Below are 19352 nucleotides of genomic sequence, written 5' to 3'. Positions count from 1 at the left end.
GCCCGGCCTCAGATCGTGTCCCCGGCCGCCGCGTCGAGCAGCAGGTAGAGCCGTCCGGCCTCGCCCCCCAGCAGGTTGGCCATCAGGAAGCCCTCCGGATCGCGAACCACCGCATCGTCGACCAGCGTCTGGTAGCGGCGGACGTAGGTGGCCACCTGGTTGCGCAACGCCTCGTCGGTGAACAGCCGGCGCACGATCCGCCGGGTGGCGGCCGGCGCGAGCCGCTTGACCACCTGCCGCGCACCGTCGAGGTCGCCGGTCTGCACGGCGGCGGCGATCTCGTCGATCCGCGCCTTGGGCAGCAGCTTGGCCGGGTCGACGCCCATCTTGCCGAGCTCGCCGGCCAGGATGTCCTCCAGCTTCTCGCCCTCGCCGCCGTCCAGCGAGGCCAGCAGGTCCTTCCAGGTCCAGCTGTCCGCCGGCTCGGCCTCCTCGGCCTCGTCCTCGTCGTCGGACGCCGCCTGCGCGGGCGGCGGGCCGCCGGCCGCTTCGAAGATCGAGGAGAATTCCTCGTCGCTGGCGGTCGGGGTCAGCTTGAGCCGCGGCCGCAGGCCCAGGCGCTCGGCCAGCGGCGCGGCGGCGGCCTTGGCCACGGTCGGGTGGTCGGGCGCGGGCTCAACCATATCGTCCAGCTCCAGGTCCGGCTCGACGTCCGGCTCGACGGCGCCCGAGGCCGAAGCCAGGCTGCCGGCCGGCTCCGGTTCTTCCGCCTCAGAGGCGGCCGCGGCGGCGTCCGGCGGCGCCGCGTAGGCCGCGGTTGGGGGCTGCAGCGTCGGGGCGGCGTAGGCGGCGCGGAACGTCGGTTTGACCGCCCGCGGTGGGGCGGCGGGTTTCGGCGCGGCGATCGGCGGGGCCGCGGCGGCCGCCGTGCCCATCAGCCGCACGGCCTCGCTCAGCATCTCGAAGTTGTGGCGCACACGACCCTGGAAAGCCACGTCGATGGCCTCGGCCTCCTCCGCCGTGCGGCGGGCGGCGGCCATCAGGTCTTCCATGCCCTGGGTCACGGCGGCGCGGACCTGTTCGGTCTGGCCGCGGGCGGTGGCCGGCAGCGACTTGGCGCGGGCCTCCAGCTCGCCGAGCATGGCCTCGAGCTCATGCAGGGTCTCCCGGGCCGCGGCGGCGCCTTCGTCCAGCTTGCGGGCGGTGGCGGCGCCGGCCTGTTCGACCATCTGCGAGGACTGCTCGACCAGGGCGCGGGCCTCGGCGAGGCGGGCCTCGAACACCTGGTTGGCCTTCTGGCCGGCCGCGAAGGCGGCTTCCGACAGCTGGTCCACCTGTTCGCGGGCGGTGACGGCGTGGCGCGCCGCAGCCTCGCGGGTCTCCTCTGCGGCGCGGCCCAGCGCCTCGATGGCGGCCCGGGTCTGGGCTTCCAGTTGCGCGCGCTGGTCGGCGGCCGCCTGGGACACGGCCTCAAGAGACTGCAGGCTCGACTGGCCGAACTCCTCGCGCTCGGCGCGGGCGGTCTCGGCGAGGTCGCGGAACTGGTCGGCGGCGTCGGCCATCAGCGCCTTCAGGGCCTCGCCGCCCTTGGCCGCCCGATCGCTCATCTCCACGGCGGAGAGGCGGGCCTGGGTGATGAACTCGCCGAGCCTGGCGGCGTGCGCCTCGGCCTCGCTGGCGAAGGTGTCGTGGTCGGCGCGCAGAGCGTGCGACAGGGTGATCAGCGCCGCCCGCTGGTCGGACAGCCCGCTTTCCACCGAGCGGACCTGTTCGGAGACGCCGACGCCGGCGGTCTCCAGGCGGGCGATGTGGCGGACTAGGTCCTCGCCGGCGGTGCGCGCGGCGTCCCCCGCCTCCCCGGCCGCGGCGGCCAGGTCGGCGGCGCGGGCCGCCAGCGTCGCCTCGGCCTCGCGAAGCTGGGTGTCGGCGAGCTCGGAGGCCTCCGTCACCATCCGCGCCTGCTGGGTGATGGTGTCGGACACCCGGGTCGCCTGGGCGTCGAGGGTCTCGGCGAGGTCGCGCATGCCGGTGCGCTCGCGGCCCAGCGCGCCGGTCAGTTCCTGCGCGCTGCGCACCGAGGCCTGGGTGTTCTCCACCAGGGTCTCGGTCTCCACCGACAGCGCCTGGCGCAGCGCCAGCAGGGTTTCGCGGGCGTCGTCGGCCGCCGCCCCGGCCCGCACGATCTCCTCGCGCACGCCCTGCACCACGTGGCCGGCGCGAACCGCGGCGCTCAGCGCCGGCGACAGCATGTCCTCGGCCATCGCCTTGGCGCGGCGCGTCTCCGCCGCCAGCTTCTGGCCCTGGCGGATCATGTAGGCGCAGCCGAACACGAAGGCGGCGGGGCCGACCGCCAGCAGGCCGAAGACGAACAGGGCGAAGGCGTCGTTCTGCAACGGGGCGACGGAATTGCGATAGCCGATGGCGAAGGCGATCGGCGCGGTCGCCCAGAGCACGGAGACCGCCAGGGCGATCAGATAGATCGGCCACGCCGACGGCGCTTCGAAGGTCGCCTCGGCCACGGGGGCCGCGGCCGGCGGCTCGGGACGCCGGGCCGGCGTGCGCGGCGCGCTGGCCGCCACTTCGCTGCGGAACGGCGGCGGCTGCAGGGGCGCCGAAGGCTCGGCCTCGATCAGCGGCGCGACCAGCGGCTCGTTGAGGTCGAGATCGGCTTCGATCGCCTGCGTCGCCACGGCGCGGTCCGCGTCGCCGGACATCCCGAAATCCGTCGGCTGACGCCGCTTCCTGAAGTTCATGCGCGCCTTCCACTACGCGGACGGGCGGGCTCGCCCCTGAGCTCGCCGCCGCGGACGCAAGGATTACCCGCGATGCGGGCAGACGCAAACAGCGTGGCTGGAATCAATGGTTCGGAGGGTCGGATTGTCGCGCCGCCGCAAGGGCTTGCGCCTAGGGGTTCAGGCGAGGGACTCGGGCGGGCGGCTCAGGCCCTGACGACCGGGGTCCGGCTCGCGCCCTGCGGACAGTCGGAAACCTTGTCCGCACGCCGCGGCGAACGGGCGACCACGCGCTCGGCCGCAGGCGCGGGCGCGGGCCGCTCGACCTGCGCCGGCTCCAGCATCACTCCGAAGTGCGACAACGCAGCCGTCGAGGAATGCACGACGACGGCGGCCACGATCTCCGTCAATGTGGTCATCGGGCTGCTCCCTGCCGGCGCGATTCCGTCGACCGACGTTATACGGTAAGCGCCGCCATGGTGCGACAGCCTGTCGCGTGAATTTTTCGCAATGTTGGCGACCTCCGGCGCGCCTTGCCCACAGCGGGCCCGGCCGACGGTTCCAGGTCCTGCGACGCAGGCCGAACAGTGGTCGTGGGACATTCGGCCAAGCTTAGGCGTAAGCCCAGGATGTCCGTCAGATGAACCGAAGATAACGGCGACCCAAGGAGCCGTTCAGGGGCTTGGGTGTTTTCTACGTCCAACGACTGTTGCGGCCGACGCCGCGAGGTTTGAACAGAGGACTGGAGAAAGACATGAAAGTCGCCGCTATTTCTGGCGCCGTCATCGCCGCCCTGGCGGTTGGCACGGTCGCCACTCCCACCTTCGCCCAGGATTACCGCGGCTATTACGACGGCCGCGATCCCTGCCAGCAGAGGCAGCATAACAACGGCACGACCGGCGCGGTCATCGGCGGCATCGCCGGTGCGCTGATCGGCAGCAACCTGGCCAGCCACCACGGCGGCCGTAGCGGCGGCGCGGCCCTGGGCGCGGTCGCCGGCGCGGTGGTCGGCAACAACATCGGCCGCAGCTCCGCGCGCACTTCCTGCGGCCAGGGCTACTACAGCCAGGGCGCGTACAACAACGGCTACTACAGCAACAGCTACAACAACGGCTACTACAGCAACGGCGGCTACGCCAACAACGGCTATGGCAACCGGTATTACAGCCAGCGCCGGCCGACCTATGACAGCCGCTACTACGACAACGGCTATCGCGGTTCGTACAACAACGGCTACTCGGGCTATCCCTACTAAGGGTTAGAGCCCGCTCGATCGGCCGGGGCCGCGTCCATCAACCGATGGGCGCGGCCTCGCCATGTCCGGCCGGGCCGATCACGTAGATTTCGAGATGACGACAGCCCGGCTGTGGCTAGTGTCTGCCTCCCGCTAGATGTGACCGCCGCGCCGTTCACGCGCGACAGGAGGACGCCCTGGATACGCCGACCCCGATCGGGACGCCTGCCGCCCGGACTTCGACGCGGGCCGGACCGGCGACGCGGACGCTGGAGCAGCGGGTGGTGGCGAAATTCATGCGCCACATCATGCCGTTCCTGGGGCTGATCTACCTGATCGCCTACGTCGACCGGCAGAACGTCGGTTTCGCCAAGCTGCAGATGGCCGGCGACCTGCACCTGTCCGAGTCGGCCTACGGCCTCGGCGCCTCGCTGTTCTTCGTCGGCTATTTCCTGTTCGAGGTGCCCAGCAACCTGTTCCTCGCCAAGCTGGGCGCGCGGCTGTGGTTCGCGCGGATCATGGTCTCCTGGGGCCTGGTGACGGTGGCCCTGGGCTTCACCCAGAACCCGGCGATGTTCTACGCCCTGCGTTTCCTGCTGGGGGTCTGCGAGGCGGGCTTCTTCCCCGGCGTTCTCTACCTCCTGACCGTCTGGATGCCGCAGGACCACCGGGCGCGGATGGTCGGCTGGTTCATGATCGCCAGCGTCGTCGCAAATGCGGTCGGCGCGCCCCTGTGCGGCTGGCTGCTCGACCTTGACGGGACATTCGGCCTGCGCGGCTGGCAGCTGGTGTTCCTGGCCACCGGCGGCCCGGCCGTCCTGATGGGCTTCGTCACCCTGTTCTGGCTGCCCGACGGCCCGGCGAAGGCGCGGTTCTACACCGACGAGGAGAAGGCCTGGCTCCTGGAGCGGATCACCTCGGAGGACTCCGAGATGGGCAAGACCGATCACCCCAACCCGATCGCGGCCCTGCTGGACCGTCGCATCCTGCTGATCGCCGGCACCTACGTCGGCTTCCCGCTGGCGGCCTATGGGCTGAGCTACTGGCTGCCGACCGTGGTCAAGGGCTTCGGGGTCTCCAACACCGTCAACGGCTTCCTGAACATCATCCCGTGGGTCTGCACGGCCCTCGCCCTGTGGTGGGTGCCGCGCCACTCCCATCGCACCGGCGAGAAGACCTGGCACATCGTCGGCCCGCTCGCGGTGGGCGCGGTGTTCCTGATCCTCAGCGTCGTGGTCCCGGGACCGGTGTGGAAGTTCGCCTTCCTCAGCATCGCCGCGGCGGGGATCTTCTCGGCCCAGCCGGTCTACTGGACCCTGCCCTCGACCATCCTGCGGGGCGCCTCGGTGGCGGCGGGCTTGGCCGCCATCAACTCGGTGGGCAACATGGGCGGCTTCGTGGCCCAGAACGTGGTGCCGATCATCCACGACGCCACCGGCAGCAACTTCATGCCGATGCTGTTCCTGGCCGCCTGCCTCTGCGCCTCGGGCCTGCTGGTGTTCGTGGTCCAGCGCGTGCTCGGGGCGGAGAAGTGACGGGCGCCTGGTAATCTGTCGGGAGCCAGGCGCCCGCCTGGGAATCGCCCGTTGGGCTTCGGGCAGGCGCCTTCTCGGCTTTTGCACGTGACTGGCGCATGAACCATGGCGCCGCTTCGGCGGGCCTCTATTGTTTGGTGAAGTCCGGCTCGTCGGGGTGGGCGGAGGTCTTGCCGCTCGGACCCATGCCGACGATCTGGAGGATGACCTCCTCCTTCTTGGCGCCGTCGAAGTGCATCTCGCCGTGGTGGCTGACGAAGAAGCCGCCTGCGGGCACCGGCTTGGTGGCGGCGGGGTCGAACTTCGTCCCCTCGCCCATCCACAGCGTGCCCTTCAGCACCGCGCCGATGCGGTCGTCCGGATGGCTGTGAGGATGGCTGATGACGCCCGGCGGGAACTTCAGGCGGATCACGTAGAGGCCGGGCTTGGTCGGATTGCCATAGAGGAACGCCTCCTTCATCCCAAGCTTGCCCGCGGCGCCCGGGTAGTCGACCCAGTGGATCTCCTTCGGCGACAGCCGCACGGAGGGCTGCTCATTCGTCTGCCCCAGCGCGACGGTCCCCGCCCCGACGCCCAGTCCAAGCACCCCCAGCGCCAGCGCGCCGGCCTTCCACCCGAGCTTCTTCAAGAGGTCCGTTCCTTCCCAAGCCGCCGTGACCGGCGGACGTCTGTCTCGGAGCCGGGCCGGCTCCGCTGCAGACGGTGACGCCAGTTCACGCCTTCGACAAGGGTCAGGCCGCCATCTGCTCCTTGAAGCTCGCGCCCTCGTGGGCCAGCAGCCAGCGCTTGCGCGGCAGGCCGCCGCCGTAGCCGGTCAGCGAGCCGTTGGCGCCGATCACCCGATGGCAGGGGACCACCACGGCGACGGGGTTGGAGCCGTTCGCCAGGCCCACGGCGCGCATGGCGGTCGGCCGTCCGATCCGCGCCGCCAGCCCGGCGTAGCTCAGGGTCTCGCCGGCCGGGATGGTGCAGAGCGCGTCCCAGACCTTGCGCTGGAACTCGGTGCCGGAGGCGCGCCAGGGCACGGTCTCCAGCGCCCGCGCCTCGCCGGCGAAATAGGCCTCGAACGGCCCGCGGACCGGCGCCGGCGCCCGTCCCTCCTGGCGCGTGGCCTTGCCGTAGTGGCGGCCAAGCCAGGCGACCATCTGCGCCTCGTAGTCGGTCCAGTTGAAGGCCCGCAGCGTCCCGGCCTGGTCGGTCACCAGCAGGGCCGTGCCGATCGGCGTCGCCAGCCGATCCAGGGTCAGGGTCTCAGGCGGCGCGTCGTGCATCGGGGTCATCGGTCTTGGTCCTCTTGGTCTGCGGCTGGGCGGCGTCGGCGGCCCAGAGATGTTGTGCGGCGTAGGCGCGCCACGGCCGCCAGGCCTCGGCGCGGGCGAGCAGTTCGGGCGCCGTCGGCCGTCGGCCCGCGGCGTCGGTCAGCGCCCGCAGCAGGCCGATGTCCGAGCCCGGGAAGGCGTCGGGTTCGCGCAGCTCCCGCAGGGCGATGTACTGCGCCGTCCATTCGCCGACCCCCGGGAGGGCCGACAGCGCGGCGATGGCGCTCTCCAGATCAGCGCGGGGCGTGAAGATCGTCGGGTCGGCCGCCACGGTGCGGGCGAGCGCCTCCAGCGCCGCGCCGCGGGAGCGCGGCATGCCGAGCGCGGCGATGTCCTCGCCCACCAGCCGGGCCGGCGTCGGGAACACCCAGCTCAGGCCGAGCTCCGCGGCGGCCGGGTCGTCGATCCGCTCGCCGTAGGCGGCGACCAGCTTGGCGGCGAGGTTGCGCGCCGCCACGACGGTGATCTGCTGGCCGAGGATGGCGCGCACGGCGAGTTCGAAGCCGTCCCAGGCGCCCGGCGCCCGCAGGCCCGGCCGCGCCGCCACCATCGGCGCCAGCGCCGGGTCCTGGCTGAGGTGGGCTCCGATCAGCGCCGGGTCGGCGGTGAGGTCGAACACCCGCCGGATGCGGGCGATCACCGCCGGCAACGCCTTCAGCTTCGGGAACCGGATCTCAGCCGTCAGGTAGTCGCCCTCGCCGGGGGTGACGATCACCAGCCCGCGGGCGCCCTCGACCTCCAGCGTGCGGGCGTAACGGTCGGGCGAAACCGCCTCCAGGCCGGGAATCGCCCGCGCCGTCAGGAAGCCGATCACCCCGTCCCAGTCGTAGGGGGCGCGATACGGCAGGCGCACGGTGACGCCCGCCCCCGCCGCGCTGGCCTCGTCGGCGTGCGAGCGGCGCAGGCCGCCGGGGGCGCGTCCGAACAGCTGCTGGAAGGTCTCGTTGAAGCGCCGCACGCTGCCGAAGCCGGACGCCAGGGCGACCTCGCCCATCGGCAGCAGGGTTTCGTGGATCAGCTGCTTGGCCAGCAGCACGCGCCGGGTCTGGGCGACGGCGATCGGCGAGGCGCCCAGGTGCTGTTTGAACAGCCTGCGCAGTTGCCGTTCGCCGACGCCGAGCCGTGCAGCCAGGCCGTCGACGTCGCCCGCATCCAGGGCGCCCGCCTCGATCAGCGCCAGCGCCCGGCTGACGGTGTTCGACGTGCCCCGCCAGGCGCCGAGGTCCGGCGACGACTCCGGCCGGCAGCGGAGGCAGGGGCGGAAACCCGCCTCCTGAGCGGCGGCGGCCGACGGATAGAAGGTCATGTTCTCCGGCTTCGGCGGCCGCGCCGGGCAGATCGGGCGACAGTAGATGCCGGTGGTCTTCACGCCCACAAAGACGCGGCCGTCGAACCGGGCGTCCCGGGTGACGAAGGCGCGGCGGCAGGCTTCAAAATCCATGTCCATGGCCGCAAGATGGGCTGCCGCGGCCGGCAAGTCTCGCGGTTTTCGGACATCGATGGGAGCTGGGTGGCGGTTTTCGGACGGCGTATCGGAAGCCGCCCCAGGGGCTACATCTCGGCTTACAGGAAGTGGCCGCAGCGCCCGAACAGCGTCAGGCCCTTGAACCAGGCCGTGAAGATCGCCGCCAGAGCGGCTCCGGTCGCCGTCAGCATCGCCTTGATCCCATCGCTTCCACCCGAGCCGCTTCTGCGAACGGCTTCACCTCATCGTACCGCCCGCGCCGTCCGGCGCAAGACGGAGGAACATCGTTCTCCGCTCCCGCAATGCTCCGCTCGCGGGACCGGTTCCCCACGGGACAACCTGGACTCTCCCTCCGGACGCAACCGGGACGAGATTTCTCAACTGCGACGTGTGAGCACAGTGACATGATGCGACCGTGAATTGCTGGCGCCGAGCCTTACGTTTGGGAGCCGGGCAAGACTGGCGGCGTTCCGAGCACCGCCTGAGCCCTCGCCTGCACAACCGGAAACCACAATGCGTCCGAAGCCGCCCCGCGGCCGCCGCCCCATCGCCGACGCCGCGCGCTTGCCGGCGGCGCTGCAACGCGACCGCCGCGGCGCCGCGGCCGTGGAACTGGCCCTGCTGCTGCCGGTGCTGGCCCTGACCCTGGCGGGGACCATCGACGTCTCCCGGCTGATCGCCCAGAGCCTGCAGGTCAAGGCCGCCGCCCAGGCCGGCGCCGACTATGCCCAGCGACGCGGATGGGACGCCGCCGCGATCAGCGCCGCGGTCGCCAGCGCGACACCGCTCAGCGTCGCCGCCTCGCCCGCCCCGCGGGTGACCACGGCCTGTGTCTCGGGCCTGTCCATCGTCGCCACCACCGGGACGTCCTGCAGCGGCGGCGGCGCGCCCGGGACCTTTGTCACCGTCGCCGCCCAGGCCCCGTTCAAGGCCCTGGCGCCGTGGCCGGGCTTCGTCGTGCCCGCGACCGTCAGCGCCCAGGCCGTGGTCCGCGTGCCATGAGCGTTCCCAGCCATCCTGCCCTGGGCCGTCGGCGCGGCCTGCTGGCGGCGCGCGAAGGCGCCGCGGCCTTGGAGACCGCCCTGCTGTTGCCCGTGCTGTTCCTGCTGCTCTTGGGGCTCATCGAGTTCGGCCGCCTCGCCTGGACCCGCACCGCGCTCAATTTCGCGGTGCAGGAGGCCGCCCGCTGCGCCTCCGTGCGGCCGGGCGTCTGCGGCACGCCGTCCCAGACCGCCGCCTTCGCCGCGCGGACCGTCGCGCCGCTCAACATCCCGGCCAGCGCCTTCACCGTCAGCACCCAGGCCTGCGGGACCCAGGTCCGCGCCCAGCTGAGCTACAGGTTCGTGGCCTACGCCATCTTCCGGGTCGCGCCGACGCTGACGGCCCAGGTCTGCCGGGTCTGATCGCATGCCGCACAGCTCCTCCTCCAGCCAGATCCTCCGCGCACTGGGCGACGATCGCTCCGGCGCGAGCGCGGTGATCGTCGGCCTGTCCATGGTCACGGTGCTGGGCTTTGTGGGCCTGGGCATCGACGTGGGCGCCTCCTATGTCGCGCGGCGCTCGGCCCAGAACGCCGCCGACTCCGCCGCCTTCAGCGCCGCCGCGGCCGTCATGGCCGGAACCTCCAACGTCACCGACCAGGCCCGCGCGGTCGCCGCCGCCTACGGCCTGCGCGACGGCGTGGACGGCGTCCAGGTCACCGTCAACACCCCGCCGGCCACCGGCGGGCAAGCAGGCAACGCCAAGGCGGTGGAGGTGATAATCGCCCGGCCAGGCAGACGGTTCTTTTCCGTTCCGTTCGCCCGGGCCGGCGGCGTGATCAGGGCGCGCGCCGTGGCGCGCTACGGCGCAGTCGGCAACGCCTGCGTCGTGGCCCTGAACTCCACCGCCAGCGCCTCGGCTCTGGAGACCGGCTCGACCGACGTGAAACTTGTCGGCTGTTCGCTGTACGCCAACTCCACCAGCTCCACCGCGCTCCAGCTCAAGGGCGCGGCCACGATCACCGCCGACAGCGTCGGCCTGGTCGGCGGCTACAGCCTCAGCAACAACGCCGCCCTCAACACCACCAACGGCGTCCACACCGGCCAGGCGGCCATCGCCGATCCCTACAAGGACGTGCCGCTCCCGGCCTACAGCGGTTGCGACTTCACCGGCGGCTCCCTCCCAAGCGGCGTCTACTCCAACACCGGCGGCCGCCCATTGGTGTTCTGCAACGGCCTGTCGATCAGCAGCGGCGCCACGGTCACCCTCAATCCGGGGACCTACATCATCGACCGCGGCGACCTGACGGTGAACGGCGGCGCGACGCTGAAGGGCCAGGGCGTCACCCTGGTGTTCACCAGCAGCACGGGTTCCAACTATTCGACCCTGCACATCAACGGCAACGCCACGATCGACCTGTCCGCGCCCACCTCCGGCCCGACCCAGGGCATGGCGCTCTATCAGGACCGCCGCGCCCCCGGCGGCGTGGAGAACGTGTTCAACGGCGGATCGACCCAGCGCATCCAGGGCGCGATCTACTTCCCCAGCCAGAAGGTGACCTTCAGCGGCGGGTCATCCACCACGACCCCCGGCTGCACCCAGCTGCTGGCCAGCGAGGTCGCCTTCAAGGGCAACGCGAGCCTGGGGATCAACTGCGCCGGGACCGGCGTCAGGATGGCCGGCGGGGCCGCCCCGGCGCTGGTGGAGTGATTAAGGCGATCCGGCGGCCGCTCGACGGCCGCCCGCTTCCGCCGGAGGCTCCGATCCAAGCGATCGGATAACCGGCGAACGATTTTCAATAACTCCTGAAATACACCGTAAGTTCGGCCGCCCCAATTTGGGTCATCGACAACATGACTACTCGTCATCTTTGGCCACGTCCTTAAGGTTAAGCTTGTTTATCCTAGTGTCTACATGTCGCAGGCTGCCACTATTGTGCTTGGTTAACCTTTGGATTACCTATCCGTGCAGACGACATGGACACACGTTTTTAGGAACAGTCCTGGTCGTTTTCTCAGATCAACCAAGGATCTATCAAAATGATCAAACTGACCCGCAAGCTCTCGCAAGATCGTCGTGGCGCCACCGCCATCGAATACGGCTTGATCGCCGCCTTCATCGCGCTCGCGATGATCGTCGCCCTGCCGAAGATCAATACGAACCTGTCCGCCAAGTTCAACGCCGTGAACGACGGCCTCGCCACCCCGACCGTCCCGGCCGCCTAAGCCTGACGTCGACGTTTACGCGCGACGGCGCCCTATCCGAATTTTCGACAGATGAGCGCCGGCGTCGCGGAGTAACTTCCCAGGGTTGGTCTGAGCTCGAACACCGGCTCGGACCTCCTGGATCTCCACAGACCAGGAAAGTCCAAGCGGCCGATGATCACCATCGAACACGCATCGGTCGCGCTTGGCCTGATCGTCACGGCCGTCGCCCTCGCCTGGGCGGCGGCAAGTGATTTCACCCGCTATCTGATCCCCAATCGCGTCTGCGCCCTGGTGGCCGCCGGCTATGCGCTCGCCGGCTTCGGCTTGCCGTTCGGCCCGTGGGTGGCCGGGCTCGCGGTGGGCGTGCTGGTGCTCGGCGTGGGCGCCGCGCTCTTCGCCCGCGGCTGGGTCGGCGGCGGCGACGTCAAGCTCGCCGCGGCGGTCACCCTGTGGGCGGGCCCCGGGCACTTCTCCGACTTCGCCCTGGTGACCTCGATCACCGGCGCCGCCCTGGCCGGCCTGATGCTGAGCCCGCTGCGCCGGCTGATGCCCCGCCCGGCGTGGGCGGACGGCGCCACGGCCGGCCTCGGCCAGCCGATGCCCTTCGGGGTTCCCATCGCCGCCGGCGGCGCCTGGGTCCTCGCCCTGCACCTGACGTCCAACCTCTAGGAGGAAGCCCGCGTGCTCTCGACCCGTCGTCTCACGTTCCTGGGCCTGGCGATCCTCCTCTCGGGGGCGACCGTGGTCCTCACCCAGCAATGGCTCCAGGGCCAGCTGAAGCACGCCCGCGACAGCGCCCGCGCCCAGACCGTCGCGCCGGCGGCCAGCCGCGTGCTCGTGGCCGCCCAGGCCCTGCCGGCGGGAACCATCCTCAAGGCCGCCCAGGTGCGCTGGCAGGCCTGGCCGGCCGACGCCTCCACGGCGGGCTACTTCACCAGCGCCGGCACGACCCCCGAGCAGATGGCGGGCGCCGTCGCGCGCACCGACCTCGCGCCCGGCGAGCCGCTCAGCGCCGCGCGTGTCGTCCAGCCCGGCGACCGCAGCTTCCTGGCCGCGGTGCTGAAGCCGGGCTACCGCGCCGTGACGGTCAATGTCGGCGCCAGCACCGGCGTCGCCGGCTTCGTCTTCCCCGGCGACCGGGTGGACCTGATCCTCAGCCGCGGCGTGGACGGCGGTGCGGGCGCGGCCAAGCGCTTCGTCAGCGAGACCGTGCTCAGCGACGTGCGCGTGGTCGGCGTCGACCAACGGGTCGCCAACGAGAAGAAGGACGTCCTCATCCCCCAGACCGCCACCCTGGAGGTCACCCCCAAACAGGCCGAGATCGTCACCTTGGTCGGCGAGCTCGGCAAACTTTCCCTCAGCCTGCGCAGCCTCGCCACGCCGGCCGACGCGCCGGCGTCCGGGAACACCGTGACGCGGACCTGGGACAATGAGGCGACCCAGGTGGCCGCCGCCCGCCCGGCCGCCGCGCCGGCGACGCACCCCATCCGCGCGCCGCGCGCGGCCGCCGCGCCGTCCGTCGTGGTGATCCGCGGCAGCCAGGCCAGCAGCGCAGGAGCCGCTCCATGAAGACCTTCGCCGCCCTCTCCGCCGCCCTGGCGCTTTCCTTCGGCGCCTACGCCCCGACCGCCGCGCACGCCGCGTCCGAGGTCGTGGGCGGGGCCGCCAGCCAGCTCACGCTCGAAGTCGGCAAGGGCCGGCTGATCCGTCTCGATCGGGCGGCGGCCACGGTCTTCATCGCCGATCCCAAGGTGGCGGACGTGCAGGTGAAGTCGCCGACGCTGATCTACGTGATCGGCAAGGGGTCCGGCGCCACCAGCCTGTTCGCCATCGACGCGCACGAGCAGATGATCGCCAACCTCGGCGTGACCGTGGGCTTCGACGAGGCCCGCCTGCGCGACGTACTGAAGCGCCAGGCCCCCAACAGCCAGGTCGAGGTGTCCAGCGCCAACGATTCCCTGGTGCTGACCGGCAAGGTCGCCTCGGCCTCCGAAGGCGCGGACATCCTGCGCATCGCCGCCCAGTTCGTGCAGGGCGACGAAAAGGACCGGGCCGCCCACCTCATCAACCGGCTGACCGTCGAGGCCCCCAACCAGATCAACCTGCGGGTCCGCGTGGCGGAGGTCTCCCACCAGGCCAACGAGATCCTCGGCTTCAACTGGGAAAGCTTCGCCCCCATCGGCCAGGGCGTGCTGGGGCTGGTCACCGGCAATCCGGTGTTCACCCAGGACACGCCGCGCAAGATCATCGGCCGCCAGAACGGGGCCAACAACCTCTTCGCCGGCTACAGCAAGGGCGCGACCGACATCAACGTGCTGATCGACGCCCTGAACCAGAAGGGCCTGGTCAGCATCCTGGCCGAGCCCAACCTGACGGCGGTCAGCGGCGAGCCGGCGAGCTTCCTGGCGGGCGGCGAGTACCCGATCCCGGTGCCCCAACCCGGCAGCCAGAACCAGGTCACCATCGAGTACAAGAAGTACGGCGTCAGCCTGGACTTCGTGGCCACCATCCTGGACGGCGGCCGCATCACCCTGAACGTACGGCCCGAGGTCAGCCAGCTCTCCGACGCCGGCGCCATCACCCTCAATGGCATCACGGTGCCGGCGCTCACCACCCGCCGCGCCGAGACCACGGTGGACCTGGCCAGCGGTCAGAGCTTCGCCATCGGCGGCCTGCTGCAGAACACCGTCACCCAGAACGTCAGGAAGTTCCCCGCCCTCGGCGACGCGCCGATCCTCGGCGCTCTGTTCCGCTCCAAGCAGTTCCAGAAGAACGAGTCCGAGCTGGTGATCATCGTCACGCCCTACCTGGTGAAGCCGGTGAGCCAGAAGCTCGCCACCCCGACGGATCTCTTCAAGTCCACCGTTCAGGCCGCCGCCGTCGAGACCGCAGCCACCGTCGCAGCCGCGCCGGCGCCCCCCATCCCTGCCGCCAAGATCAAGGGCTAGACCGCCATGCGCCAAACCCTCCTGCTTGCGATCGCCATTCTCGCCGCCGCCTCCAGCGCCTGTTCCGCCAGCGCCGCGCCGAAGCCGGCGCAGACCGCGGTCCCGGCCGTGCCCGATCCCTGCGCCGACCCCGCGCCCTCCCGCGTCGCCGATCCGCTGACCATGCCCCGGTTCGGCTGCGCCAACGCCATCAACCTGCGCCTGATGGTGGCCGACCCGCGCGACCTCGAGCGCGGCGCGCCGCTGGCCGATCCCTCGGGAGACGGCGCCCTCGCCGCCGCTCAGCGCCATCGCCTCGGCCAGGTGAAGCCGCTCGGCGCCGCCGCCGCCTCCGGCTCGGGTCCCGGCGCAGCCACGGAGGCCCGCTGACATGGCCCTCCCCCTCATCGCGCAGACCGGCCAGGCGGCGCCGGACTTCCTCGCCTTGGTGGCGGATGACGTGACCCGCGAAGGGGTGCGCCAAGCCGCGGCCCAGTTCGGCTGGCCGCCGGGCCGCGTCCGCGAGGGCGGGGTCGCGGCCGCCCGCGCCTACCTGGAGACTTCGCCGGCCCCGGCGATCCTGCTGGTCGACGTCAGCGACTGCGACGACGTGCTGGCGGCCATGGACGGGCTGGCGGAGTTCTGCGACGCCCACACCCGCGTCGTCGCCATCGGCATGGTGAACGACATCTCCCTCTATCGCGCCCTGATGCAGCTGGGCGTCAGCGACTACCTGGTGAAGCCGCTGTCGGCCGAGGCGCTGGCGGAGGCCCTGCGGCGCGCCGAGCGCAGCGAACGGCCCGCGCCGACCTCACGGCCCAGCCGGACCGTGGCGCTGATCGGGGCCCGCGGGGGCGTCGGCGCCACCAGCCTGGCCGTGTCGCTGGCCTGGGGCCTGGCCCACGAACAGCAGTTGCGCACGGTGCTGCTGGACCTCGACCTGCAGTTCGGCGCCGCGGCGCTGAGCCTGGACCTGGAGACCGGACGCGGCCTGCGCGAACTGCTGTCCCACCCCGAACGGATCGACAGCCTGCTGATCGGCTCGGCCGTCAGTCCGGCGGGCGAGCGCTTGCGGATCCTCGGCGCGGAGGAGTCCCTGGAGGCGCAGATCGATGTCGGACCCGAGGGGCTGGAGGCCCTGGTGGCGACGCTTTCCGAAGGCGCCGACGTGATCGTCATCGACACGCCCCGCCGGCTCGACGCCCTGAGCCGCGCCGCCCTGGCGCAGGCCGACGTGGTGGGCGTGGTCACCGACCTCAGCCTGCCGGCCATGCGCGACGCCCAGCGGCTGCTGAAGCTGCTGGCCGCGACCCGCCCCGACGGCGAGGTTCTGCTGATCGGCAACCGCGTGGGCGGCGTGGCCGGCGAGGTTCCCCGCTCGGAGTTCGAGCGCGCCGCCGGCCGTGCACTGGATTTCGCCGTGCCGTTCGACGCCAAGGCCGCCGCCGCCGCCGCCGAGCAGGGCAAGTCGCTGCTCTCCGTCGCGCGGCCCGGCCCCGCGGCGACCGAGTTGCGGCGGTTGGTCGGCCGCTTCGCCGGCGCCGCGACGGCGGCGGCCGCCGCCGAGAAGTCCTCCTGGTTCACCCGCGTGCTGGGGAAGTAAGCCATGTTCGGTCGACGAAGCGCGTCCCCCACGACCCCGCCCGATCCGGCGGCGCCCGCACGTCATCAAGCTCCGCGCCTGACCGTGCTCTCCAATGATCGGCCGCCGGCCGCGCCCGACGCGGCTATGCAGCTGGCGCCCGACACCGTTCCGGTCGAGACGGCCCCGATCCAGGACAAGATCGAGGACGCCGCCCGCCTCGTGCAGCCGCTGGTCCTGGAGCGCATCGACAGCGAGGCCGCCAGCCGGCTGGACCGGGAGGCCCTCGCCCACCAGCTCGGGCCGTTGGTCGGGGAGATCGTCGCGGAGCTGAAGATCCAGTTCAACCAGCGCGAACAGGGCGAGCTGGTGACGCGCCTGCTCAACGACATGATGGGCCTCGGCCCGCTGGAGCCGCTGCTCGCCGACGACACCGTCACCGACATCATGGTGAACGGGCCCAAGCAGATCTACGTCGAGCAGCGCGGCAAGCTGGTGCTGACCGGCGCCCGGTTCCGCGACAACGCCCATGTGATGAGCGTCGCTGGCCGCATCGTCAGCCAGATCGGCCGCCGGATCGACGAATCCTCGCCGCTGGTGGACGCCCGCCTGGCCGACGGCAGCCGGGTCAACATCATCATCCCGCCGTTGGCCATCGACGGCGCCACCATCTCGATCCGGAAGTTCTCCAAGCGGGCCATCGACCTCGACGTGATGGCGCGCCAGGCCAATGTCTCGCCGGAGATGGCGACGGTGCTGAAGATCGCCGCCCGGTCGCGCCTGAACATCCTGATCTCCGGCGGCACCGGCTCCGGCAAGACGACCCTACTCAACGCCCTGTCGCAGATGATCGCCGGCGACGAGCGGGTGGTCACCATCGAGGACGCCGCCGAGCTGCAGCTGCAGCAGCCGCACGTGGTGCGCCTGGAGACCCGCCCCTCCAACCTCGAGGGCCGCGGTGAGATCACCATGCGCGACCTGGTGAAGAACGCCCTGCGGATGCGTCCCGACCGGATCATCCTCGGCGAAATCCGCGGCGGCGAGGCCATGGACATGCTGCAGGCCATGAACACCGGCCACGACGGCTCGCTCGGCACCATCCACGCCAATCGCCCGCGCGAGGCGCTGACCCGGCTGGAGAACATGGTCGGCATGTCCGGGATTACCCTGCCCAGCCGGGCCGTCCGCACCCAGATCGCCGCGGCCGTGCAGATGATCGTCCAGGTCAGCCGCATGCGCGACGGCGTGCGCCGGGTGACCAGCATCACCGAGGTGGTCGGCATGGAGGGCGAAGTCATCACCACCCAGGAGCTGTTCGCCTACAAGTTCGAGGGCGAGGCCGCCGACGGCCGCCTCAAGGGGCGCTTCGAGTCCGCGGGCCTGCGCCCGGCCTTCTCCGAGCGGGCGGCCTACTTCGGGCTCGACCGCCTGTTGCTGGACGCCATCGGATGATGCTCGCCCTGCTCCTCCCCGTCCTGCTGGGCGCGGTCGTGCTGTTGGCGCTGGCGGCCCTGGGCCCCGGCGCGTCGGGCAAGCGCCAGCTGGTCAAGCGGGCTCGCGCGCTGGGACATGGCCGCGCCCCCGGTCCCAAGGGGGCCGCCGCGCCGCGCCTGCAACGGGCCGGCCAGTCCCGGCTCGACACCCTGGCCCAGCGCTTCGTGCCGCGTCCGGCCGTGCTGCGCGCCCGCCTGGCGGCCACCGGCAAGCCGATCAGCATCGGCCAGTACGCCGCCGTCTCCGGGATCATCATGGCCGCAGTCGGCGTCGCGGCGCTGATGTTCGGCGCCTCGCCACTGTTCGCCCTGCTGGCGGCCGCAGCCGACGGGCTATTCCTGCCGCACGTGGCGGTGAGCTTCCTGATGGCGCGCCGGCGCGGCAAGTTCCTGAAGGTGTTCGCCGAGGCCATCGGCCTGATCGTCCGCGGCCTGCGGGCCGGCCTGCCGGTGACCGAGACCATCGCGGTGGTGGGCCAGGAGATCTCCGAGCCCGTCGGCGGTGAGTTCCGCACCGTCGCCGACCAGATCCGGCTGGGCATGCCGGTGGAGGACGCCATGTGGCAGGCGGCCCGCCGGGTCGGCCTGCCGGAGTTCAACTTCCTGGTCATCAGCCTGTCGGTCCAGCGCGAGACCGGCGGCAACCTCGCCGAGACCCTGGAGAACCTGGAGCAGATCCTGCGCCGCCGCCAGCAGATGCGGCTGAAGATCCGCGCCATGTCCTCGGAGGCCACGGCCAGCGCCCTGATCATCGGCTCGCTGCCCTTCGTCATGGCGATCCTGATGTCGGTGGTGAACCGCGACTACCTGAGCGTGCTGTTCACCCAGCCGCTGGGCCGCCTGATGCTGGGCGGCGGCGTCGCCAGCCTGGTCTCCGGCTCCCTGATCATGCGCCAGATGGTGAAGTTCGAGATATGACGCCCCCCGATTTCATGCAGAGCAGTCCCGCGGCCCTGCCGGTGGCGCTGGCCGTGGGTTTCGCCAACTTCCTCACCATCCTGGCGGTGCTCAGGGCGCTGTCGCCCAAGGACCTGGTCGGCGCGCGGGCCCGCAGCCACGCCAAGCGCCGGCGCGAGCTCCGCACCGCACTGCTCACGCCCCGCCGGGCGGAACGCACCCGCTCAATCGGCCTTGCCCGGCAGTTGGTCGAGCGGCTGAAGCTCAGCCGCGGCCGCGACGCCAAGGAGGCGGCGGACCTGCTGACCCAGGCCGGCTGGCGGTCGGCAGACGCCACCGCGGTCTTCCTGGCGCTGCGCCTGGCGAGTCCCCTGATCGTGGCGGTCGCCGGCTATCTGCTGGCGCCGTTCGTCCTGACCAAGCTCAGCGGCACGACCCACCTGCTGATCGGGGTCGGGGCGATGGGGCTCGGCGCCTACCTGCCGACCATGATGCTGAAGAACGCCATCCAGAAGCGCCGCCTGAAGATCCAGAAGGCGCTGCCGGACGCGCTCGACCTGTTCGTGATCTGCGCCGAGGCGGGCCTCAGCCTCGATGCGGCGGTCACCCGCGTCGGCCGCGAGATCGGGCCGGGCGCTCCGGAGCTGGCCGACGAGCTCGGCCTCACCGGCATTGAGCTGGGCTTCCTGCCGGACCGGCGCGAGGCGCTCCTCAACTTCTCGCGGCGGGTGGCCACGCCGCAGGTGCGCGGCCTGGTCAACACGCTGGTGCAGACCGAGAAGTACGGCACGCCGCTGGCCCAGTCCCTGCGGGTGCTGGCGTCCGAGTTCCGCGACACCCGCATGATGAAGGCCGAGGAGAAGGCCGCCCGCCTGCCGGCCATCCTCACCGTGCCGATGATCATTTTCGTCCTGCCGCCGCTGTTCATCATCCTGATCGGCCCCGCCATCATCCGGGTCATGGCGGTCTCGTTCGGCTGAGGCCCGGGAAGCATGGCTCCGAAGCGCACCGGCCACGGATCTTTTCTGACGCGGCCGCCA

The 19352-nt window shown here is 71.5% G+C and carries 19 protein-coding genes; 14 read left to right on the top strand and 5 right to left on the bottom strand.

Features of this window, described 5'->3' with window-relative positions:
- Positions 1-8: 8 nt before the first annotated feature.
- Positions 9-2693: a polar localization protein TipN gene (locus DJ021_RS13315; RefSeq protein ID WP_111458008.1), complete on the bottom strand. Its 2685-nt coding sequence runs from the start codon at positions 2691-2693 to the stop codon at positions 9-11.
- 185 nt (positions 2694-2878) lie between these two features.
- Positions 2879-3091, bottom strand: a complete 213-nt coding sequence (locus tag DJ021_RS18950) for a hypothetical protein (RefSeq protein ID WP_165837053.1) — start codon at positions 3089-3091, stop codon at positions 2879-2881.
- A 335-nt stretch (positions 3092-3426) separates the two neighbouring features.
- Here DJ021_RS18950 and DJ021_RS13310 point away from each other — a divergent pair, with 335 nt between their 5' ends.
- The gene (locus DJ021_RS13310) at positions 3427-3927 is read left to right on the top strand and encodes a glycine zipper 2TM domain-containing protein (RefSeq protein WP_111458007.1); all 501 of its coding nucleotides are present in this window, start codon (positions 3427-3429) and stop codon (positions 3925-3927) included.
- A 263-nt stretch (positions 3928-4190) separates the two neighbouring features.
- Complete coding sequence (locus DJ021_RS13305; RefSeq protein ID WP_243626016.1) at positions 4191-5441, top strand: MFS transporter; 1251 nt, start codon at positions 4191-4193, stop codon at positions 5439-5441.
- 127 nt (positions 5442-5568) lie between these two features.
- Here the strand turns inward: DJ021_RS13305 and DJ021_RS13300 are convergent, their stop codons facing one another.
- From DJ021_RS13300 to DJ021_RS13290, 3 genes are all read right to left on the bottom strand, one after another.
- Positions 5569-6069, bottom strand: coding sequence for a cupin domain-containing protein (locus DJ021_RS13300; RefSeq protein ID WP_111458006.1), 501 nt, complete (start codon positions 6067-6069; stop codon positions 5569-5571).
- 103 nt (positions 6070-6172) lie between these two features.
- Entirely contained in the window at positions 6173-6712 is a 540-nt protein-coding gene (locus DJ021_RS13295) for a methylated-DNA--[protein]-cysteine S-methyltransferase (protein ID WP_111459102.1), read from the bottom strand.
- Positions 6693-8201: an AlkA N-terminal domain-containing protein gene (locus DJ021_RS13290; RefSeq protein ID WP_243626014.1), complete on the bottom strand. Its 1509-nt coding sequence runs from the start codon at positions 8199-8201 to the stop codon at positions 6693-6695. The genes DJ021_RS13295 and DJ021_RS13290 overlap by 20 nt, the downstream gene beginning before the upstream one ends.
- A gap of 537 nt (positions 8202-8738) precedes the next feature.
- Here DJ021_RS13290 and DJ021_RS13285 point away from each other — a divergent pair.
- The 12 genes from DJ021_RS13285 to DJ021_RS13230 all read left to right on the top strand — a co-directional run bounded on the left by DJ021_RS13285 (position 8739) and on the right by DJ021_RS13230 (position 19292).
- Positions 8739-9227, top strand: coding sequence for a TadE/TadG family type IV pilus assembly protein (locus DJ021_RS13285; protein ID WP_111458004.1), 489 nt, complete (start codon positions 8739-8741; stop codon positions 9225-9227).
- Positions 9224-9628 carry a TadE/TadG family type IV pilus assembly protein gene (locus DJ021_RS13280; protein ID WP_111458003.1) on the top strand — a complete coding sequence of 135 codons (405 nt, stop codon included), beginning with the start codon at positions 9224-9226 and terminating at the stop codon, positions 9626-9628. The genes DJ021_RS13285 and DJ021_RS13280 overlap by 4 nt, the downstream gene beginning before the upstream one ends.
- Positions 9629-9632: 4 nt before the next feature.
- A complete protein-coding gene (locus tag DJ021_RS13275; protein WP_111458002.1) occupies positions 9633-10916 on the top strand; it encodes a pilus assembly protein TadG-related protein in 1284 nt (427 codons plus the stop codon).
- Between the two features lie 329 nt (positions 10917-11245).
- Positions 11246-11431, top strand: coding sequence for a Flp family type IVb pilin (locus tag DJ021_RS13270; protein ID WP_207801841.1), 186 nt, complete (start codon positions 11246-11248; stop codon positions 11429-11431).
- A 153-nt stretch (positions 11432-11584) separates the two neighbouring features.
- Positions 11585-12082, top strand: coding sequence for an A24 family peptidase (locus DJ021_RS13265; protein WP_111458000.1), 498 nt, complete (start codon positions 11585-11587; stop codon positions 12080-12082).
- A 12-nt stretch (positions 12083-12094) separates the two neighbouring features.
- Entirely contained in the window at positions 12095-12982 is an 888-nt protein-coding gene (gene cpaB, locus DJ021_RS13260; RefSeq protein WP_111457999.1) for a Flp pilus assembly protein CpaB, read from the top strand.
- The gene (locus DJ021_RS13255; RefSeq protein ID WP_111457998.1) at positions 12979-14361 is read left to right on the top strand and encodes a type II and III secretion system protein family protein; all 1383 of its coding nucleotides are present in this window, start codon (positions 12979-12981) and stop codon (positions 14359-14361) included. The genes cpaB and DJ021_RS13255 overlap by 4 nt, the downstream gene beginning before the upstream one ends.
- A 6-nt stretch (positions 14362-14367) precedes the next feature.
- Positions 14368-14730: a CpaD family pilus assembly lipoprotein gene (locus DJ021_RS19105; RefSeq protein ID WP_111457997.1), complete on the top strand. Its 363-nt coding sequence runs from the start codon at positions 14368-14370 to the stop codon at positions 14728-14730.
- 1 nt (position 14731) lies between these two features.
- Positions 14732-15943: a CpaE/TadZ family protein gene (locus DJ021_RS13245; protein WP_111457996.1), complete on the top strand. Its 1212-nt coding sequence runs from the start codon at positions 14732-14734 to the stop codon at positions 15941-15943.
- A 3-nt stretch (positions 15944-15946) separates the two neighbouring features.
- Positions 15947-17374 carry a TadA family conjugal transfer-associated ATPase gene (locus tag DJ021_RS13240; protein WP_207801840.1) on the top strand — a complete coding sequence of 476 codons (1428 nt, stop codon included), beginning with the start codon at positions 15947-15949 and terminating at the stop codon, positions 17372-17374.
- Positions 17371-18333: a type II secretion system F family protein gene (locus tag DJ021_RS13235; RefSeq protein WP_111457994.1), complete on the top strand. Its 963-nt coding sequence runs from the start codon at positions 17371-17373 to the stop codon at positions 18331-18333. The genes DJ021_RS13240 and DJ021_RS13235 overlap by 4 nt, the downstream gene beginning before the upstream one ends.
- The gene (locus DJ021_RS13230; RefSeq protein ID WP_111457993.1) at positions 18330-19292 is read left to right on the top strand and encodes a type II secretion system F family protein; all 963 of its coding nucleotides are present in this window, start codon (positions 18330-18332) and stop codon (positions 19290-19292) included. The genes DJ021_RS13235 and DJ021_RS13230 overlap by 4 nt, the downstream gene beginning before the upstream one ends.
- The last annotated feature ends 60 nt before the right edge of the window (positions 19293-19352 follow it).

This window comes from Phenylobacterium hankyongense (genome assembly GCF_003254505.1).
Taxonomy (GTDB): domain Bacteria; phylum Pseudomonadota; class Alphaproteobacteria; order Caulobacterales; family Caulobacteraceae; genus Phenylobacterium; species Phenylobacterium hankyongense.
The sequence above is the reverse complement of the archived record's forward strand: the minus strand, read 5'-3'. Positions and strand labels throughout refer to the sequence as shown.

What these genes read in the sequence shown, in the direction of transcription:
- DJ021_RS13240 (WP_207801840.1), top strand. Translation starts at nt 15,947, where the DNA reads ATGTTCGGTCGACGAAGCGCGTCCCCCACGACCCCGCCCGATCCGGCG.
- DJ021_RS19105 (WP_111457997.1), top strand. Translation starts at nt 14,368, where the DNA reads ATGCGCCAAACCCTCCTGCTTGCGATCGCCATTCTCGCCGCCGCCTCC.
- DJ021_RS13285 (WP_111458004.1), top strand. Translation starts at nt 8,739, where the DNA reads ATGCGTCCGAAGCCGCCCCGCGGCCGCCGCCCCATCGCCGACGCCGCG.
- DJ021_RS13255 (WP_111457998.1), top strand. Translation starts at nt 12,979, where the DNA reads ATGAAGACCTTCGCCGCCCTCTCCGCCGCCCTGGCGCTTTCCTTCGGC.
- DJ021_RS18950 (WP_165837053.1), bottom strand. Translation starts at nt 3,091, where the DNA reads ATGACCACATTGACGGAGATCGTGGCCGCCGTCGTCGTGCATTCCTCG.
- DJ021_RS13295 (WP_111459102.1), bottom strand. Translation starts at nt 6,712, where the DNA reads ATGCACGACGCGCCGCCTGAGACCCTGACCCTGGATCGGCTGGCGACG.
- DJ021_RS13235 (WP_111457994.1), top strand. Translation starts at nt 17,371, where the DNA reads ATGATGCTCGCCCTGCTCCTCCCCGTCCTGCTGGGCGCGGTCGTGCTG.
- DJ021_RS13310 (WP_111458007.1), top strand. Translation starts at nt 3,427, where the DNA reads ATGAAAGTCGCCGCTATTTCTGGCGCCGTCATCGCCGCCCTGGCGGTT.
- DJ021_RS13280 (WP_111458003.1), top strand. Translation starts at nt 9,224, where the DNA reads ATGAGCGTTCCCAGCCATCCTGCCCTGGGCCGTCGGCGCGGCCTGCTG.
- DJ021_RS13275 (WP_111458002.1), top strand. Translation starts at nt 9,633, where the DNA reads ATGCCGCACAGCTCCTCCTCCAGCCAGATCCTCCGCGCACTGGGCGAC.
- DJ021_RS13290 (WP_243626014.1), bottom strand. Translation starts at nt 8,201, where the DNA reads ATGGATTTTGAAGCCTGCCGCCGCGCCTTCGTCACCCGGGACGCCCGG.
- DJ021_RS13265 (WP_111458000.1), top strand. Translation starts at nt 11,585, where the DNA reads ATGATCACCATCGAACACGCATCGGTCGCGCTTGGCCTGATCGTCACG.
- DJ021_RS13245 (WP_111457996.1), top strand. Translation starts at nt 14,732, where the DNA reads ATGGCCCTCCCCCTCATCGCGCAGACCGGCCAGGCGGCGCCGGACTTC.
- DJ021_RS13315 (WP_111458008.1), bottom strand. Translation starts at nt 2,693, where the DNA reads ATGAACTTCAGGAAGCGGCGTCAGCCGACGGATTTCGGGATGTCCGGC.
- DJ021_RS13230 (WP_111457993.1), top strand. Translation starts at nt 18,330, where the DNA reads ATGACGCCCCCCGATTTCATGCAGAGCAGTCCCGCGGCCCTGCCGGTG.
- DJ021_RS13270 (WP_207801841.1), top strand. Translation starts at nt 11,246, where the DNA reads ATGATCAAACTGACCCGCAAGCTCTCGCAAGATCGTCGTGGCGCCACC.